The sequence below is a fragment of the Salinibacillus aidingensis genome (assembly GCF_055393355.1).
Genome location: NZ_AP043759.1, coordinates 862837 through 880362, shown reverse-complemented (window position 1 = coordinate 880362; position 17526 = coordinate 862837). Strand labels below are relative to the sequence as shown.

19 protein-coding genes are annotated in these 17526 nt (G+C 40.4%); 8 read left to right on the top strand and 11 right to left on the bottom strand.

Translation table 11 applies throughout. The features are described from left to right. Nucleotides 1–88: 88 nt before the first annotated feature. From ACZ5OK_RS04915 to ACZ5OK_RS04890, 6 genes are all read left to right on the top strand, one after another. Nucleotides 89–310, top strand: a complete 222-nt coding sequence (locus ACZ5OK_RS04915) for a spore germination protein (RefSeq protein WP_343839787.1) — start codon at nucleotides 89–91, stop codon at nucleotides 308–310. Between the two features lie 12 nt (nucleotides 311–322). After that, nucleotides 323–538 (top strand): spore germination protein GerPB, encoded by a 216-nt coding sequence (locus ACZ5OK_RS04910; protein ID WP_343839786.1) that lies wholly within the window; start codon nucleotides 323–325, stop codon nucleotides 536–538. Nucleotides 539–605: 67 nt separating this feature from the next. After that, entirely contained in the window at nucleotides 606–1196 is a 591-nt protein-coding gene (gene gerPC, locus ACZ5OK_RS04905) for a spore germination protein GerPC (protein ID WP_343839784.1), read from the top strand. Continuing rightward, nucleotides 1193–1378, top strand: a complete 186-nt coding sequence (locus ACZ5OK_RS04900) for a spore gernimation protein GerPD (protein WP_343839783.1) — start codon at nucleotides 1193–1195, stop codon at nucleotides 1376–1378. Before gerPC ends, ACZ5OK_RS04900 begins: the two co-directional genes overlap by 4 nt. Before the next feature lie 3 nt (nucleotides 1379–1381). Continuing rightward, the gene (locus ACZ5OK_RS04895) at nucleotides 1382–1792 is read left to right on the top strand and encodes a spore germination protein GerPE (protein WP_343839782.1); all 411 of its coding nucleotides are present in this window, start codon (nucleotides 1382–1384) and stop codon (nucleotides 1790–1792) included. 284 nt (nucleotides 1793–2076) lie between these two features. Beyond that, on the top strand, nucleotides 2077–2295 hold the full coding sequence (locus ACZ5OK_RS04890; protein ID WP_044161490.1) for a spore germination protein: 219 nt from the start codon (nucleotides 2077–2079) through the stop codon (nucleotides 2293–2295). Nucleotides 2296–2426: 131 nt separating this feature from the next. Here ACZ5OK_RS04890 and ACZ5OK_RS04885 read toward each other — a convergent pair whose 3' ends face one another. The 7 genes from ACZ5OK_RS04885 to addB form a co-directional block, all read right to left on the bottom strand. Further along, a complete protein-coding gene (locus tag ACZ5OK_RS04885; RefSeq protein WP_343839779.1) occupies nucleotides 2427–2948 on the bottom strand; it encodes an ABC transporter ATP-binding protein in 522 nt (173 codons plus the stop codon). Next, a complete protein-coding gene (locus ACZ5OK_RS04880) occupies nucleotides 2905–3000 on the bottom strand; it encodes a hypothetical protein (protein WP_343840299.1) in 96 nt (31 codons plus the stop codon). Before ACZ5OK_RS04880 ends, ACZ5OK_RS04885 begins: the two co-directional genes overlap by 44 nt. Before the next feature lie 91 nt (nucleotides 3001–3091). Further along, a complete protein-coding gene (locus tag ACZ5OK_RS04875; protein WP_343839777.1) occupies nucleotides 3092–3739 on the bottom strand; it encodes a hypothetical protein in 648 nt (215 codons plus the stop codon). Between the two features lie 142 nt (nucleotides 3740–3881). Then, nucleotides 3882–4370, bottom strand: coding sequence for a hypothetical protein (locus ACZ5OK_RS04870; protein ID WP_343839775.1), 489 nt, complete (start codon nucleotides 4368–4370; stop codon nucleotides 3882–3884). 203 nt (nucleotides 4371–4573) lie between these two features. Continuing rightward, complete coding sequence (locus ACZ5OK_RS04865) at nucleotides 4574–5167, bottom strand: hypothetical protein (protein WP_343839773.1); 594 nt, start codon at nucleotides 5165–5167, stop codon at nucleotides 4574–4576. A gap of 640 nt (nucleotides 5168–5807) precedes the next feature. Next, complete coding sequence (gene addA / locus ACZ5OK_RS04860) at nucleotides 5808–9545, bottom strand: helicase-exonuclease AddAB subunit AddA (protein ID WP_343839771.1); 3738 nt, start codon at nucleotides 9543–9545, stop codon at nucleotides 5808–5810. Then, complete coding sequence (addB, locus tag ACZ5OK_RS04855; RefSeq protein ID WP_343839769.1) at nucleotides 9546–13037, bottom strand: helicase-exonuclease AddAB subunit AddB; 3492 nt, start codon at nucleotides 13035–13037, stop codon at nucleotides 9546–9548. A gap of 83 nt (nucleotides 13038–13120) precedes the next feature. Here addB and ACZ5OK_RS04850 point away from each other — a divergent pair, with 83 nt between their 5' ends. Continuing rightward, nucleotides 13121–14290 carry an MFS transporter gene (locus tag ACZ5OK_RS04850; protein WP_343839767.1) on the top strand — a complete coding sequence of 390 codons (1170 nt, stop codon included), beginning with the start codon at nucleotides 13121–13123 and terminating at the stop codon, nucleotides 14288–14290. A 72-nt stretch (nucleotides 14291–14362) separates the two neighbouring features. Here the strand turns inward: ACZ5OK_RS04850 and ACZ5OK_RS04845 are convergent, their stop codons facing one another. Next, entirely contained in the window at nucleotides 14363–15082 is a 720-nt protein-coding gene (locus tag ACZ5OK_RS04845; RefSeq protein ID WP_343839765.1) for a TVP38/TMEM64 family protein, read from the bottom strand. A 206-nt stretch (nucleotides 15083–15288) separates the two neighbouring features. Here ACZ5OK_RS04845 and ACZ5OK_RS04840 point away from each other — a divergent pair, with 206 nt between their 5' ends. Continuing rightward, a complete protein-coding gene (locus ACZ5OK_RS04840; protein WP_343839763.1) occupies nucleotides 15289–15666 on the top strand; it encodes a YhjD family protein in 378 nt (125 codons plus the stop codon). A gap of 49 nt (nucleotides 15667–15715) precedes the next feature. Here ACZ5OK_RS04840 and ACZ5OK_RS04835 read toward each other — a convergent pair whose 3' ends face one another. The 3 genes from ACZ5OK_RS04835 to ACZ5OK_RS04825 form a co-directional block, all read right to left on the bottom strand. After that, nucleotides 15716–16057, bottom strand: a complete 342-nt coding sequence (locus ACZ5OK_RS04835; protein WP_343840296.1) for a competence protein ComK — start codon at nucleotides 16055–16057, stop codon at nucleotides 15716–15718. A 58-nt stretch (nucleotides 16058–16115) separates the two neighbouring features. Beyond that, nucleotides 16116–16787 carry a hypothetical protein gene (locus tag ACZ5OK_RS04830; RefSeq protein WP_343839761.1) on the bottom strand — a complete coding sequence of 224 codons (672 nt, stop codon included), beginning with the start codon at nucleotides 16785–16787 and terminating at the stop codon, nucleotides 16116–16118. Nucleotides 16788–16924: 137 nt separating this feature from the next. Then, nucleotides 16925–17449: a hypothetical protein gene (locus ACZ5OK_RS04825; protein WP_343839759.1), complete on the bottom strand. Its 525-nt coding sequence runs from the start codon at nucleotides 17447–17449 to the stop codon at nucleotides 16925–16927. Between the last annotated feature and the right edge of the window lie 77 nt (nucleotides 17450–17526).

Sequence of the window (17526 nt, the reverse complement as noted above, 5' to 3'; positions counted from 1 at the left end):
CTCCTCTCCTTATTCAGTCAAATCAAATAATAACCGCGAACAAATACCTTTATATATACATACATTACCACAAAAGGAGGCGATGGTTATGCCTGCATTTGTCGGAGCAGTAAAGGTAAACAGTGTCGGCTCCTCCAGCATTTTTCATATTGGCGATGTCTATGCCATGTCTCCGGTAAGCTCTGCGAAAACCTTCGCTGGTGGAGGATCCTTTAATACAGGGGACGGATTAACCCTTTCATTAGATCAATCGTATACGTACGTAACCGATTCAGATACTATGGATCAGACCATCATGGGTAATGCTTAAGAGGTGATATTGATGAGCTGTACAATTTATCAGAATATATCCATTCGCTTTTTCCGAGTGGGCTCAGTGACGAATTCGTCTGTTCTGCAGATTGGAAGCTCCGGAACGATTCAGGGACTGTCGAATTTATACAATACAGGAGGTTATGAACAGCCTGCAGAAGAAGCCGAACCTATCGGCGAAAGTATGGAATACCAGCCCTTTGTTCCACTGGCTCCTCCTTCCTGATGCACAAAAATTCAGGAACATGCATACGATGCTTTAGATATTCGCCCATTTCAGGAGGGAAGGGCTTATGCACTATTATGACTGGCAGCAATATTTAGCCACATTGGATAAGAAAATGAAGCAGCTGGAAAAACAAGTTCAGCACCTGGAAAGTCAGCTGCAGTCTGTACAGGATAAACCTTCCACAAATATTGAAAAAATCGAGTACAAATTCGATCAGCTGAAAATTGAAACCTTAGAAGGAACGTTAAATATTGGACTGTCCCCTGAAGGTTTATCCTCCACAGAAGACCTTTCCATTCCAGACAATCAGCAGCAACAGCAGACCAGCTCTTCCAGCGGTGACCAGCCACTCGTCCGGGACATTATGCAGCAGCTGCAGCCCTTTATGAATCAAGAATTACCATCTAAAGTAAACCAGTTCGCTCAACAAGCAGAAAAATCCTTTCCACCAGGATTTGAAAAAATGATTATTCAGGACGTCTATAAGCAGCTGCCAGAGCGAATCCAGTATCATATCCGTTCACATGCCGAAAATCAGAACGGTTTACTTAATCAGCATACAAAAGAACAGATTATCGAAGAAGTAAAACATGAAATGCTTCATTCGATTCAAAAATTTATCAATGGTGATCATGAAAAAGGAGGTCCATCATGAACTTTACCGTACACAACTGGGGACTTGATGTAGGGCATGTCCACATTACAGGGGTTTCATCATCATCCGTATTCTTAATTGGCGATAATGAAACGATTAAGCTTTCTTCCATGTTTGATACGCCACCCGAATCTTACATTTTCGGCTCCATTGTTCCATTTGGGGCAGGCAGGGGTGACTAATTGATGAAACGAAATGCTAAGGTACAGCATATGTATATTAATTCAACTGCCTATGCATCCTCCATTCAAATCGGTGATGCCATAAAAGCCGATCCTTATATTCGGGCATTAGCTGTACAAAAGGAAGGTGCGTTTTTCGATACAGGCGATTTTCCTTTTTCCGATTTCCCCTTCTTTTCCCGGCCTTTTCCGGAAATTAGAGAAGACGTTTCCATTCAGCAGCACCGCCACCACAAAAACCGCGATATTCATGTTCATTCTATAGACATTGAAGGGATCACGGGGTCCTCAATCATGCAGGTAGGAAGCTTAAAAGAGATTGATGCAAAAGCAAGATTAAAGCATTTTCGGATTTTAGCGGATGAAAATGAGGATGGAATGGAACAAAATCAGGATATTGATGAAAACGAATAGAACCATTTCCGGTATAGTTCATATAATAATCATGTAAGCACAGTGGCATAAAAGCCATTAAAATTCCCAGTTCTCCTTGCTATACGTTCACAATCAGCAGATAGAGGGAAACTTTCATCAGTGGGAGGTTTTCTCTATTCCCTACTGATGGTTAGTTGAACTTATCAGGAATTTACTGACCGTTTATCTCCCACTTAGTCTTGTTGGGTTACCCTTAAGACTTGAAGTGGGGGTATTACGGCCAGTTAACGCGTGATAAAACCGAAAAAAGCAGGTGTTGTCTAATGCCTTCTATGGTTGGACCCATTAAAATAAACAGTGTAGGTGGGGGCGTCGTCAATTTTGGGGATGCCTTCTATTTAGCACCAAAGTCTTCCTCAAAAACCAACGCAGGCTCCGGTGCCCTTAACACAGGCGACTTCATCGTCACCAACAACGGCCTAAGCTCAACCAACCCATTCGACCCAGACGTACAGGACCAGGGCAACGTTGGGAATGCGTAGAAAAGCGAAGGCGACCGGTTAGGAGCCATAGCTGGACAATAGAAAAGCGGAAGGGCATTGCTTAGCCTCTTTCGCTTTTTTCTTCAGAACTATTAGATGAAAATTCCATCAGTAAGGGGATTTCGGCCAGTTTAATGCGTGATAAATAAACCCTCACTTTTTAATTGATATATGCTATCACATTGTTCTGCTACCATATTATTATGAGTTGCTAATATAATCACCAATCCTAATGATTTCATTTCCTGAAAGTAATTTAATATACTTATTGCTGTTTCATCATCTAAAGACCCCGTAGGTTCATCAGCAATGATAATTTCAGGTTTATTGACCAAAGATCGTGCAATACCTACTCGTTGCAGTTCCCCTCCAGATAACTTTTCTATCCTTTTATCCAGAAGATGATAAATTTCAAACTTATTACTTAAAAATTTTATCCTCTCCGTATATGATTTTATTTCATCCTTTTTTTTAAAGAAATGCGGTATACAAATGTTTTCAAAAACTGTGAGTTTAGGAATCATTGGGCTAAATTGTGATACATAGCCAATTTTTTCACCTCTTATTCTTGAAAGTTGATTTAAATTCCTTTCATCCATTTTAAAATTATCAAGATAGTACATACCTGTAGATAATGGTTCTAAACCTGCCATTATTTAGTAGTGTACTTTTTCCAACACCACTTTTCCCTATTATGGCTATCATTTGTCCTGCATCTACAGTCAAATCAACATTTTGGAATATAAATGAACGGTTAAAGGACTTACTTACACTTTTCATGGAAATATGAGACACATTACCACCTCTTCAACTGTTGAACTATATCAATATTTTTGAAAATTTTATTCATATACATCGAGCCCATAAAAGTAATAGTAAAACCAACAATAAGGCAAACAAATGAATAAAGGAGCAGCAACGGAAAGGAACCTCCAGTAAGGAAGGAAAAAGGGATTATAGGGATAACTATTCCAACGAAGGTCAAGAGTATAAACTCGTTTCGAATAAGTTTCGTTATATCCAAAATATTAGCACCACTAATTAGAAAAACAGTGTAGGTATCAATATTTTTTCTAACCTTTAGCTTTAACACATAAATTAAAGTACACAATGTAACGAAAAATAATAAAAAGATAAGGATAATGATTAAATATAGATTAGCTTCAGTCATATTAACTAAGACATCCATAGTGACACCATCTGCTCCAATAATTTCATAATCATAAAATTCAGTATTAGTTGATATCTTATCCAACAACTTTTTTGTTTCCAGAGGAGAATTTTCAGTAATTAGAAGGCTATTTACCCTGGAAAAAAGTGTAGCCCTTACAAACAATTCATTTGAAGGATCCTGTAATAACTCCTTTACAGCTTCATCAGTAAAATTTAAGGCAGGCATCATTATATATTTGTCTAAATGGACTTCTGGTTCACTCATACCCATAATTACTTGAGAAGGAGCCAAGAATCCAACTACCTCTCCTCTGAAACTTTTATTATATAAAAAAAGATCCAGCTTATCCCCTAATTGATATATCCCAGAATAGTCACTTCCTAAAATAACTGGTATTGTAGTGTTATTTGTCTCATACGTATATTCGTTTTTTTTTAAAGAGCCGACCTCTATGGACTTTTAAATTATTAAGTTCAAATACATTTTGATTAGCTTGAATAGTCAAAACCATAGTATATTTCTTATTAGAAAGGTTAGATTGCCCTCTTTTATAATAAGGAACGAACTGTTGAGTTCCTTGAAAATTTTCCACACCCATTGGTTGTAATTTGGCAGAATAGTAGATTAAACCTGAGTAAGTAGATAATGATTTAGAAAAGTTAAACAATAGGTTATATCCTCTATCTTCTAAAAAAAAATCAGATTCCCTCTCGCCCATTAAATTATCAGATATTTGATATATATTTTTTCCTTCAAAATTTCTGGCAGTCTTTGACTCTATGTTTGCATGATTTAAATTAATAATTAAAACATAGATTAAAGAGAAGAAACCAATGCAAACCAGAATATATAATAAATTTAAAAAACGGTTTTGCTTCCAAAGAACTTGTAAGGTTTTCAAAACTATTTCCCGCCTTTTCCTGCCGTATAATAGAAAACTATGATTATGCTAGTTATACATAAATAAACAATAAACCCAATGATTAAAATAATGAAATTTGATAACCAAACATCTGACCAAAACTCACTCATAAAATGATTGTATAAGGATGCAATACTTAGTAAAAGAAGCGATATAAAAACATAAGGAATCAACTTATGTTTTTATATCGTGTAATAAATCGTGTAGTTTGAAATACCTGATAAGAACAGTATTTTTATGAGATATTTTTCATTCATTAACCAGTTTGTACTAATTACAAGAAATATTATAACCATAAATAGTATAGCTGTTTTTAACCCAATAATGATCATTTGATTTGAACGCTTCGAATAAGTACCGAATAATTCACGTTTCATTTCTGTGTACGAATCTATATTTATAGCTTCCTCTAAAGTCTTGTTTGTATTTGGATTTGGAGTAGAAAATATAAACTCTCTACCATTATTTAGTTTAACTGATTCTTGGTTTGAAATTAGCCACACATCGTCAATTAATTGATATGAATTTGGATGATTGAAATATCCAATAATTGTGTAATCTGATGGGACCACATTTTTATCTACTGTATTTCCAATCACAGCAATGTTAGAATTATTTAAATCTAAATTATATGAGGCAAGGAAATTAATACGTGGAAGTTGGACATCATCACTCAAATAAACGTGCTTTAAATTAGAGGATTCTGAATTGAATTGAAATAATATATATTGGCTATCCGTTTTCTCAATTGATAAGGATTCCTCTACAGTAAACATAATCGAATCTTCATTTATATAACCGTTATTCACCATATTTATGTAATCTAAATATGATAGCACCCAAAATGCTCCGGCACAAAACACATTTATAAAGAATAGATAAATAATATATTGAACGTTTAGTTTCATTAACTTTTTGTTAATCATATTTAAATTAATAAAGAAGAATAGAGATAATCAAAACTGATTATCTCTATCTCTTTATTGTTAACGCCCCCAATAAGTATGTGCTGTATAGAAGTTAGTCGGAGCATATCCGCTTCTAGCTTCCGTTTGATCCCATCCCCAAACCCTTCCACTATCACCTATGATCTCTCCGCTAGTCCATGACTCATACCTAGCTCTAGAGTAATGATATACATAAGGCCAAATTGTTGTAGCAACAACTCGTTCATACATTTATTTATTATGATAGTAGCATAGTTGGATTAAATTGTTAATACATTTTTTGGATGTTAAGATTTGTTTTTATAATTATTAGGGGGGCTTTGGGTTCAAAAATAGTCCTATTTTAATCAATCATTCCCTAAGAGCTTATCGATATTTTCTTTTTGTTGTTTTTAAAAGTGAAGCTAAAAATAAAGCCCAAATCACCAACGATTTGGGCTTCAATACAATATATTCATTACAACTCTCTTTAATCAACCTCAAGCAGCAGAGCCTGATCAAAGAAGTAAAGATAGGCTCCCTTCACAGGCTGATTCCAGATTTGCTCCACTGCCTGGCGATACATCTGTAACTGAAGCCGATATCTCTTTCTATAGTTCTCCTTATCCTTTTCGCTTAACTCCTCTGGCAGCTGGTCGGTTTTATAATCTAACAGAATCCAGCCGTCATCATCCTGAACCAGGCAGTCGATAACCCCCTGCAGTAGAACCTTTTCCCCTTGCTCTTCACTATTCTTCCAATCCGCATACACTTCTTCGGCCGGCAAGCCAAGACTAAAGGGAATTTCCCGTACAACATTACTGGATTCAATCAATTTCTGACCAATTTCGGTTTGATAGAAATAAGCAATGGCCTTTAGATCAATGACCTGTGCTTCCTCTTCTGTCAGAAGCTCTTTTGAAACAAAGCTCTGTACATACGTTTCGATTTCCTCTTCAGATAATGCTTTATCAAATGGAAGGTGCTGCATGACCGTATGCATGGCACTTCCCTTTTCAGCTGCGGTCAAGGTTTTCTTTTCCTGCATAAAGCGCGGGCGTTTCATGATTGGACGCTGGTGCTGAAAACTCCGGACCAGAGTATCGCCGCTGTATTCATCCTTCATTTCCCGCTGACGCTTTAACTCTGTTACCGACTGTTTTGCCCGATGGTAGGCTGCTTTCTCATAAGGATACGAAAAGGTTAGCCTGCGTTCTACTTCGTCATATAAGCTGCCTCGCTGATCATCCAACGGCTCCCAATCCATGACGGACTTCTTCAAATGATCCTCACGATCCTTTGTAATGGTTTCCGGATTGGCGTACTCACTGGCATGATGAATCGTAATTCTCCAGCTTGATTCATCCTGCCAAATCTCTTCAGGGATAGCAGAAGGTGTCTCATCCTCACCACGCAATGGACCCCCCGACTGATGACGAATTAAGGCGGGAGCCACCCAGTCTAAGTAATTGGTAGACTCCAGGCGGAAATAAGGGGGCAATACCCATTCCTGTTCTTCGGCAATGGTTTGCCATTTTTCTTTTCGTTTTGCCAGATCTTTTACATTCCCAACCATGACAAGCTTTTCCTTCGCCCGGGTTAAAGCCACATATAATACCCGCATTTCCTCAGCAATCATTTCCCGGCGCATAGCTATTTTCAAGGCATTATAGGGCAAGGTTGTATACATAATCCGCTTGTCGGGATCAATATATTTCATGCCCATTCCGTAATCTTTGTGAAGCAGATACTTGGCTTTCAAGTCCTGTTCATTAAACATTTTGTCCATGGCACCCACAATAACAGCCGGGAATTCCAGGCCTTTGCTTTTGTGAATGGTCATAATGCGGACGACATCTTCCTGTTCTCCCAATGCCCGGGCAGCTCCAAGATCTTCCCCTCGTTCTTCCATCCGTTCAATAAAGCGGAGGAAGCGGAACAAGCCCCGGAATGAGGTGGTTTCATAGCTGCGCGCACGGTCATATAAGGCACGGAGATTGGCCTGCCGTTGTTTTCCGCCCGGGATTCCCCCGACAAAATCATAGTATCCCGTTTCCCGGTAGATTTGCCAGATCAGTTCTGACAGCGCCCCTTGTCTGGAAAGCTGACGCCAATTTGTAAGCTGTTCTAAAAACTGTTGGGCGGCTTCTGCTGTTTCTCCATTTGCTGTTTTTACATAGGCTTTTAACGCTTTGTAATAGCTATCCTTTGGGGCTGCCAAACGAATCTGCGCAAGAGCTTCCTCATTCAGTCCTACAATCGGTGAACGTAAAACAGAAGCTAGCGGGATGTCCTGCTGCGGGTTATCGATCACTTTTAACAGACTAAGCATAATTTTGACTTCAATTGCTTCAAAATAGCCGGAAGAAAGCTCGGCATAAACCGGAATCCCCTGCTGTTTTAATTCTTCAACAACTGTTGGTGCCCAGGACATGGATCTCATCAAAATCACGATATCCCGATATTGTATGCTGCGAAGCTTTTCCGTCTGTTTGTCGACTACCTGCATGGGTGAGCTTTCGCCGGCACCAATCCATTCCTTAATTTTTTCTGCATAAGCTCGTGCTTCAATCTGCGCTTTCTTTAAATCGCGGAAATCCTCTTCTCCCTCCGGTTCCGGCGGGGCTTCATCCCAATCCGCATTATCCACCAGCAAAAGCTCACTGTCTGTGTCGTTGGAAATCAGCTCGTCATAGATTTTATTACTGTAAATCAATTCAGCTTCCCGGTCGTAATTAATCTCGCCTGCTTCCTCATCTAATATCTGTCGGAAAATAAAGTTTGTCGCCGATAGGACCTCCCAGCGGCTTCTGAAGTTACGGGATAAATCAATTCGAACATTCTCATTATCCTGTTCAGCAAATGTTTTATATTTGGAAATAAACAGACTTGGCTCCGCATGACGGAACCGGTAAATACTCTGCTTCACATCTCCAACCATAAACCGCTTGCCGGCATCCTCTCCAGCGGTAATCATCTTCAAAATCATTTCCTGAACGTGGTTGGTATCCTGATATTCATCGATTAAAATCTCCCGAAACTGTCGCTGATACTGTGTGGCAATTTCAGAGGGTTCAGTCTGACTTTCCTCGGATTTCTCCATTAAAATCTGCAGGGCAAAGTGTTCTAAATCAGCGAAGTCAACAAGGGCCTGCTCCTTTTTACGAGCCTGAAAACGGTGGTGAAAGTCCAGTACTAAGGCCGCCAATTGCTTCATAACCGGATAGAGCTCCTGCAGGTCCTTCAAATAGGACTCCCGGCTGCGGGAAAACCATTTTTTCTGCAAATCCTCAAATCGTTTTTTGTAGCTCTTACGATAGGATTGAACCTTTTTCTTTTTCTCTTCATCACAAACCACTTTTTTACGTGACAGAGCCTGAAATTTTCCGTTCTCCTGGAAAAACTGCTGCAGCTCTTCCCATGGAGCATGAATACGGGCTTTTGCCTCCTGAATTTTTTCACGGTCAGCATCAATGACCTCTGCATAGTGATAAGGTCCATCGTTATCCCTGGTGAGTTTTAAAGCTAAATCGGTTTCCTTGAACATGGCATTCAATTGCTGTTCGATTTCGGACTTAATCAGTTTCATCCAGTCAAAATCCTCCAGAGTTGTATCCTCTGTTACCTGATACATGTCCATCTTATCCATCAGCCAGTTTTCAGGTGACGGATTTTGTCTGGCAAAATCATAAAGCTTTGTGACCAGCGACTCAATTTCCACATCACTGCGGTCACTGGAAAACCGGTCTACAAGGGCAAAAAACTTTTCCTGCTCTTCTCCTTCTTTTCCATACCATTCCTCAAACAGATCCTCTAAAACCTCCTGGCGTATAAGGTCAGCCTCCAGATCATCTGCCAGCCGGAAATTTGGATCGATATCCAGTTGATAGCTGTATTTACGGACAATATTTAAGCAGAACGAATGCAGGGTTGAAATCTGTGCCCGCTGCAGCAGGGATAATTGTTTCTTTAAATGGTTGGAATTAGGATGTTCCTTTAATGCGGACTCAAGCGCCTCCCCAACCCGGTTTTTCATTTCCTGGGCAGCTGCATTTGTGAAGGTGACGACCAATAGTTCATCGATATTGACCGGATGATCCTGGTTGAGCAGCTTCTGAATAATCCGCTCGACTAATACAGCCGTTTTCCCGGACCCTGCTGCCGCAGCAACAAGGATATCCGTCCCATCTGTATAAATCGCCCGTTCCTGATCCTCTGTCCACTTCATCTACTGGTCCTCCTCTCGTTGTTCCATCTCAGCCAAAATGTCATCCTGGTCCTGCTTTTTCAGAATGCGATAATTGTTCTCTTCCAGGGTTGCATCAAACTGGCAAACCGACCGGAATGGGCACACACTGCAGGCGACCTTCTGTTCATCCTGGAATGGATTTAAATGGATTTCTCCGCTGGTCATCGTCGTTCCGGCCTGTGTTAACAGTGATCTAACATAGGTCCTTAACCGGTCAAAAAGAGCGTGATTTAATGTCTTAGAATACTTCTGGAAGGTACCATCCTTTTTCAGGCCGGCCGGGACAACAGGACTTGAACCTGTAGAAAGGTCCAGGTCCATTTGCTGGACCACCTGCTCATCCTCCAGCAACAACCCCTTCATTTTAAAGTCTTTAAAGATTTCTGCTTCTATCGTGTCTCTATTTAAAGAAGCGGGATCCGAAATAATGGGATCGTGAACGTGGAAATATAACACACCGGCAGGATTCGCACCCTTTCCAAGCCATTGTTCTGCATTGCTTAAAACGACATCCAAATAGGCGAGCATCTGCAGGGATAAACCATAATACACTTCTTCTAAATTCAAGTCTTTGGCACTTGATTTATAGTCGACAATTCGTAAGTACAGGTCATCCCCTATATCAGCCCGGTCCACCCGGTCAATTCGGCCCCGAAGGACAAGCTCATAGCCATCCGGAAGTGGCAGATTCATAGGTGGAAGCTTCTCTTTGGGACCAAAGCCAAGCTCAATGCCAGCCGGTGAGAATTCACTCCGTTTCGCCTGCTCAGCCAGAATATTTGCGGCTCTGCCAATGACCTTTTCGAGCTTACGCAAAATATACTGATAACGGTTTGAACTGAATAGAATCTGATGCTGCAAGATCGGCGAAAGCTTTTGAACCGCCCGCCTTGCATAGGCTGCCGCCTCGTCCGGAGATAAGTCCCGGTAGCTTCTGCCCTCCTGAATGATCCAGTCGGTGATTTGCTTTAGCGCTTCATGAAAGAGCTGACCGATATCCGGAGCATCCAGCTTATATACCGATCGCTCCTGCAGTCCTAACGCATATTGAGCAAAATGCTGATATTCACAGCGATAAAAGGATTCAATACGGGATACACTGGTATTTACCCGTTCAGGATACAGCTTCTGAGCCGTTTCTTTAGAGAGCTTCACAGGCTTATTTTCATAAAACAGACTCAGGAAAACCTTGCGGGAGCTGCTGATCTTCGGATGATTTACGACAAACCAATGATAAGCCTCCCAAAATACATCCTGAATTGGATAGCCCCGTAAATATCGCGCCAGCTGTGATGTTAAAACAGCCCGGGTTTTTTCCGGAACCGTTAAAAACCGCATCGGATCTTCTTCGTCTTCATCTTCCAAAAGCAATCTCTCTTCTGCTTCCGGGAACATTTCCTTCATCCGGCTTATCAGCTGGGAAGGGGTTTTTGTCTTCCCTTCTTCATTACTTAAAGGATAGCTGACCCACAAATAGTCTCTTGGTGCGGTAAACGCTACATAAACATAAAAACGGTCATCCAATAATTGTCTGGAACTGCTCTCAGCCAAGGCTAATCCATGTTCAGACAACAAATCCCGTTCCTCTTCCGAAATCATTCCTTCTCCTGCAGGCTTTAGAGGCCAAGTTCCTTCATTAACCCCTAAAAGGAAGGCGCCCTTAACGTTGGAAATTCTGGACCGATCCACATCCCCTACGATCACGTGATCCATGCTCGGCGGAACGTGCGCAAAGCTTAAGGACTCAAATCCGGTTTCAAGTGTCGTCCGGAAAATGGAGAGACTCATCTCCTCGTCCCCAATCATTTCCACCATTTCATCCAGCAGTTGAACGACAGCGTCCCACACCTGCTCCTGTTCACGTGCCCGTTCAATTTGCCCCTTCTCATCATACTCATTGCGCCAGGCTTCCAGTGTCTCCGGTACCCCAATATCCTCAAGCCATTGAAAAATAGCCATACATCGTTCTTTCACAGTACGGCGGGAACGGATTTGTTCATCAAAAGAGGCGAGAGATGCGGTTACCTGTTTACGAAGCCGATTAATCCGCTGCTCTTTTTCTTTCTCTTCATCCGTCTTTCTCTTAGAATCAAAGCCGCGGAACTTCTGATAAATCCAATCATTTTCCTCCAGCCAGCGGTTACGATTACGAATGCCATATTCCAGAACGTAATTTTCCAGCTCGTCAATATTCTCCTGGGATAACGGCGTCTTCTGATCGGTTGATGGGATAAAGTCGGTTTTTAACACACGAAACAGCGCATCATAACGCCATTGTCCCTCAACCATATCTAATGCCGAACGGATAAGTTCCACCAATGGATGATTCAGCATCGTCCGTTTTTCATCAAGAAACACCGGAATACCATAATCTGAAAAAATGGTTTGAATTAAATCATGGTAAATATCAGCATCTCTTATAAGAATGGCTAATTCACGATAGCGGAAGCCCTCGTCACGAACTAAATGAAGAATTTCCTGGGCAACCCCTTCCACCTCTGCTCTCGGATGAACAGCCTGGGCCAGCTTTATCGGTACCTGCTCCTGATAAGGGGCAACCGGATGCTCATCAAAATAACGCTCTAAATGGGCAAAGTACGGGCGATCCAGGAACCTCTCCTCTTCAGGCTGTAACCAGAATGGCTCTTTTACCTGAATTTGATTTTGCCGGGCCATTTCCCGAATTTGTTCATAGGTCCTTTTCGTCTGGTAAAATAAGTCCAGCTCTTCTGGTTCACCCGTTGGCGTTTCATCTACGGTCAGAGAAATCGTCACTTGATTTGCTTTATTCATGAGTGCTTCCAGAACGTACAGCTCTTGTGGGGTGAAGCGGTAGAAGCCATCCAGGTAAATATCTGCTCCTTCCAGAAAATCTGCTTCCCCTATTTTTTCTGCCAGCAGCTGCAATTGATCTTCGCTATCCATATAGTGCTCTTTTAATGCTTCTGTCAATTGTTCATAAATATAAGCAAGATCCTCCAGCTTATACTGCAGTGTCTTCTCACCAGGATAGGAATGTTTAAACTCGTTCATCTGCTCCGTGAGATCCACTAATTCATCTGGTGAAACCCTGTAACGCTTGAATTCCGTAATCATTCCCTCAAGCTGTTCCATAAATCCCTGCTTTTCAATCGCTTTCTGGAATACCTTCCAGTCACCCTTGCGCTCCTCGGTAATTTTCCGGAGCATCATCTGAACACCCGTTGAAGTAATAAATTTTTTAATTCCTCCACCGGTTTCCTGAAAGACCCTCCAGGCAAGCCTTGAAAAACTGAACACCTGAGCCCTGATGGAGCCCTGTATCCCGCTCTGTTTGAGAAGAGCATATTCCTGATCAAAGGTCATTTGCTCCGGAACAATATATAGAATAGGAGGTCCATGAGGAGAATCGTTCAACTGTTTTTGAATGCTGTCCAATGTATGCTGGCTCTTTTCCGTACCTGCTCGGCCTAATATGAATTGTAATGTCATGTTTGCTCCTCCCTTCCCTTAACCAATCCGGCATCACCTGCATAGGCTAGTTACTATATTTTAGAATGACAGGGGTGATGCCAATGCTGAAACAACCAGGAGCGGCTGGCACTGTACTTATTGTTGCTGGCATTTTTATTGCAAGCAACCTCTATACAATGCTTCCTATTCAAGCTTACCTGGCTGATACTTATTTCATTTCATTAGAAGCCACCTCTATGGCCAGCTTCTGTTTTATTTTTTTCTATGCATGGGGTCTGCTGACTTTCGGAATCCTTGCTGACCGATATGATGAAAAAAAGATTCTCACCTATGGAATGCTGATCTTAAGTATTCTTACTCTTATCATCCCATTTGCTCCCACCTATTCTTTCTTTTTGGCGGCAAGAGCTTTACAGGGAATTCTAGCTGCAAGCTTTGCCCCAGCTGCTTTCAGCTATGTTTTCAGAAACTTCGAAGGAAAAACCCAGACGATCTCCATTGCTTTAATTAATACAGGATTTCTGTTCGCCGGGATTTTCGGACAGATTTTATCAGCCTTTTTCGTTTTTTCATTTTCATTCCATACTCTATTTTACGCCTTTAGCGGGATCTATTTCACTTGTTTTATCTTACTTTTGATCACATTAAAGTATTCCAAAAAAAGGAAGAGTGGCCGGAACCATCTCCTCCTTCATATTGTAACACTTATTCGACATCAGACCCTTAGAAAATTATATTTCACTACATTTTTTCTGCTGTTTACCGTTATGCTCTTCTATGGTGGATTTGAGATTTTTCTTGCAACAGGAAATGAAACCTTCCCGTTCTCCTTGCAGACCTTTCGCTTTATTGGGCTTATCGGAATCATTCCAGCCTTTTTTGCCAGCCGGCTGGAGGTACGATTTGGACCTGTATCTGTTCTGGTCACAAACCTTTTACTCATGTCAGCAGGATTTCTGTTCCCGATTTTCTATTTACATGAATGGACCTTAATCATCGCGTCCATTTGTATGATTGGTTCCACTTCCCTGACCATTCCTATGGTGATTCTGTTAGTCGGACGATTTGCAGGTGAAGCTAAAGGGCGGGCAATTTCTTTATATTCCTTTACGCTGTTAACTGGGGCAAGTATCGGGAGTGTCTGTGCAGCCTTTATACCTTTTCAGGAGATGATACTGGGGATTGTGACAGTATTTGCCGGATTGGCATTCATCACCCATACACTAAAAAAGGATCAGGCAGTGGATGTAGCCTCCTATCATAATGGATAGGAACCTCTACTGCCTCATCCTTTTAAAGCGATAGCCATGTGTGAAAATCAGTCACAGCACAGATGAAAAACGCTATTTATAGGCTTGTTTTGAAGCCTTGGAAGAGGGATCTTCATCCTGCTTACGATTTGTCTGATCGCTAAGTTTAATGACTTCCTCTTCTTCTTCTGATTTCTTTTGCAGCTTTCGTTCAACGATTTTTCCGATAATCCAGAAAAGGGCAATACAGACACCAACAATAATCGTTTTAACAGGCTGCTGAGCAAACGATGTAATACTTTCTCCAACATACGAAATGGTAAAAATCATGACAGCCTTACCCATGATAACGGCTAATACAAACTGTTGAAAGTGTATTCTGGATAGACCTGCAACGACATTAATAACCGATGAGGGTGAAAACGGAAAGCATAGCAGTAAAAATAACGGACCGAAGCCATGTCGTTCAAGCCAATGCATCACTCTTTTCACCTGTTTGTTTTTCTGAATAAATTTTAAAGGTCTTGTATTTCCCAGCTTTCGAATAATCAGAAAGACAATAATGGCTCCCATTACTGATCCAATCCATGATAGAAGAAAACCTTTGAAAAGGCCGTAAGCCATAGAATTGGCCAGCACAAAAACAAACAATGGCAAAAAGGGCAACAGGGCCTCCAGCATAGGAAGAATCAGCCCGGGTAAAGGCCCAAAGCTTTCATACGTTTCCAGCAGCTTCTTTATGAACTCATCAAATGTATTATTTTCAAACATATTCTGTATATCATCAAAATTTTCAATACTAAATATCATCATTCTGCTCCTAACATGTCGCCTATTCTTTTATTATATCTTTCATTTTAAAGAAAAACGACCTTTTTGCCCACATAATTCGGAATTTTTTTATTTTAGTTGCATTTCTTTTTTATTGTTCCCAAATTTTTTTAGTTTTAAAATGGCCGATCATTGTATATAATAATCATAAGAACAAATGTTCGATTATGGTTGTGGGGGAACGAAAAATGAGATATCTAAATGAGGAAGAGTTTAAAACGGCATCCAGGTTTTTATTTCTTACCATGTCCATTGTCGTATTGGAGCAGGATATTAAGAACGTTGAATCGGGAAATTTTAAAATAAAAGAACCTTATGTAGAACTGTTAAGAAGGATGGAGCACGAAGCACGTATGGAGCGTAAAAACCTGCAAAAACAAATGAAGCAGAAAAATCTCCAGGTCATCTTTATACAGAAGAATGATACCTTTTCCACTTATCTGTTTCTGGGAAATGGCTATGAAGAAGAAAAACGCTATTTTAACCCGGCCATACGGAAAAAAGTGCAGAATCTATTATATGAACTGATGTATCGGGCCATGCACACCAGGCGAAATGGAACATAATAGGATTAGCTGAAACAGGCCCTTGCATCTGCAGGGCCTGTCTTGTTTCTTAAATAAAAGGCTCAGCCACCTGCTCATGATCACTATTCCGTTTATAATGCAAACGCTCGGTCAGCTTATAACGAAACTGAGCTGTACGCTGAATCTGATTCATCATAGAGCCGTGGGATACAGCAACAATAATCTCCTGTCCTGTTTTAAATTCAATGACTGTTCTTCCTTTATCCAATGGATGAATACGTGCAATGTGAGAATGGGCAATCCATGCGCATGTAGGGTTATTGGGAGATGTAGTCGGGAAGAAAAACATACCACTGTGAGGATCTATCGCTATCGGGGATTTATGGGTAATTCCGCATACACCTTTCGTGCCTTCCTGTCTGCCTCTCAGAGTTATGAAGGGACATAAAAAGGCAGCTAACTCATTAAAGATTGCTGCCTTTTTTAATTTATTCTACCGGCGTAAATTTAACTGGTACATTAATTTCCATAGTATCATCAACTTCTGCATTGAATACATAACTAGGTATATGATAATCAGGGTTTGGTCCTAGTGTTTCTGATAATTTGGAAGAACCATCCCAACCGTCAATAAATACATTACCAGATCCTTGGGTAGGTTCAATTTTATATCTTCCAGGCGGAAGATCATCTCCAACTGTATAATGTCCAGCACCTAATTTGATTGGTTCACCTTTAGCTTCTTCTACACCTCCCTGTAATTCTTGTAGTTTATTCTTGTTCGAGACAATATCAGCTTTTAATTGAGTTAGTTCATCTTTCTTTTCTTCAATTTTTGTTTGGATTTCTTCTTCATTTTTGGCTATTTTATTCAAGCGATCATATTTTTCTTGATTGTCTTCAAGTTCATCTGAAATTTGATCTCTTTCCTTGGTTTTTTCGTCGATAGTTGTTTCTATAGCATTTAACTTGGATTGTTTAATATCAATTTCTTCAACAAGCTCGTCATAAGTAACCATTTTTTCATCAACTTTCGCGACACTTACTGATTTTCCTTGTAGATAAAAGAATGAAGAGCTAATAACGATTAAAAGAAAAGCCCCAGCAATAGCCCATACCCATTTTGATTTAAAATAGTACATCGCCTTTTCCTTATTCAAATTGATTCCCCCTATATTTATTTATTCACACCTAACATTATTCTACACATTTTGGTAAAATCCTACTTTAAATGTACAAGGAAAAAATAATCCCACCGATCACTAATAAAGCTGAAAATGCTCCAGCTGCATACTCTTTATCGGGTTGCTTCATACTTCCACACTCCCTTCTTTGCTTTCTTAAGTACATAACGTGCTTCTTTTACCCGGTTGTTACCTAAATGACCTTCAGATTGAACAATATTTTGAATGATGTGAATATCTGTAGCAGCATAAATGAGGAGCAATGATGTTGTAGAAGCGACTGTTAATCCCAGGGCGTGTGATAGGTTGATGAGTCGGTTATGATCATGTGGGTTAAATCGTAGGCTGATACGTCTCTTTTTCGCTTTGATTTTTATTCGCCTGGAGCTATCGTCTGATTGAGCTATATAAATGGTACCCTGGCTGGAATAGTCCCTCGTAAAATACAAGGACAAGCTATCTAATACAAATGATGAATCTAAGCCTTTGATACATAAAAGCTCACCAATATCTTTTATCGGCTTTCGAGTGATATAGGATAGTCGATCAATTAGATCATACAAAGAAAACGGAATGTGGGGTTTGATGTCCTGTTTTTTATCACTTCGAATTTTTCTCAGCTCACCCACTCTATTCATCTATGAAACCTCCATTTTATCAATTTATCCCTAGGACTCAGTACAAGAGTCCCAGACTTATAGATTCCTGCAGGTGG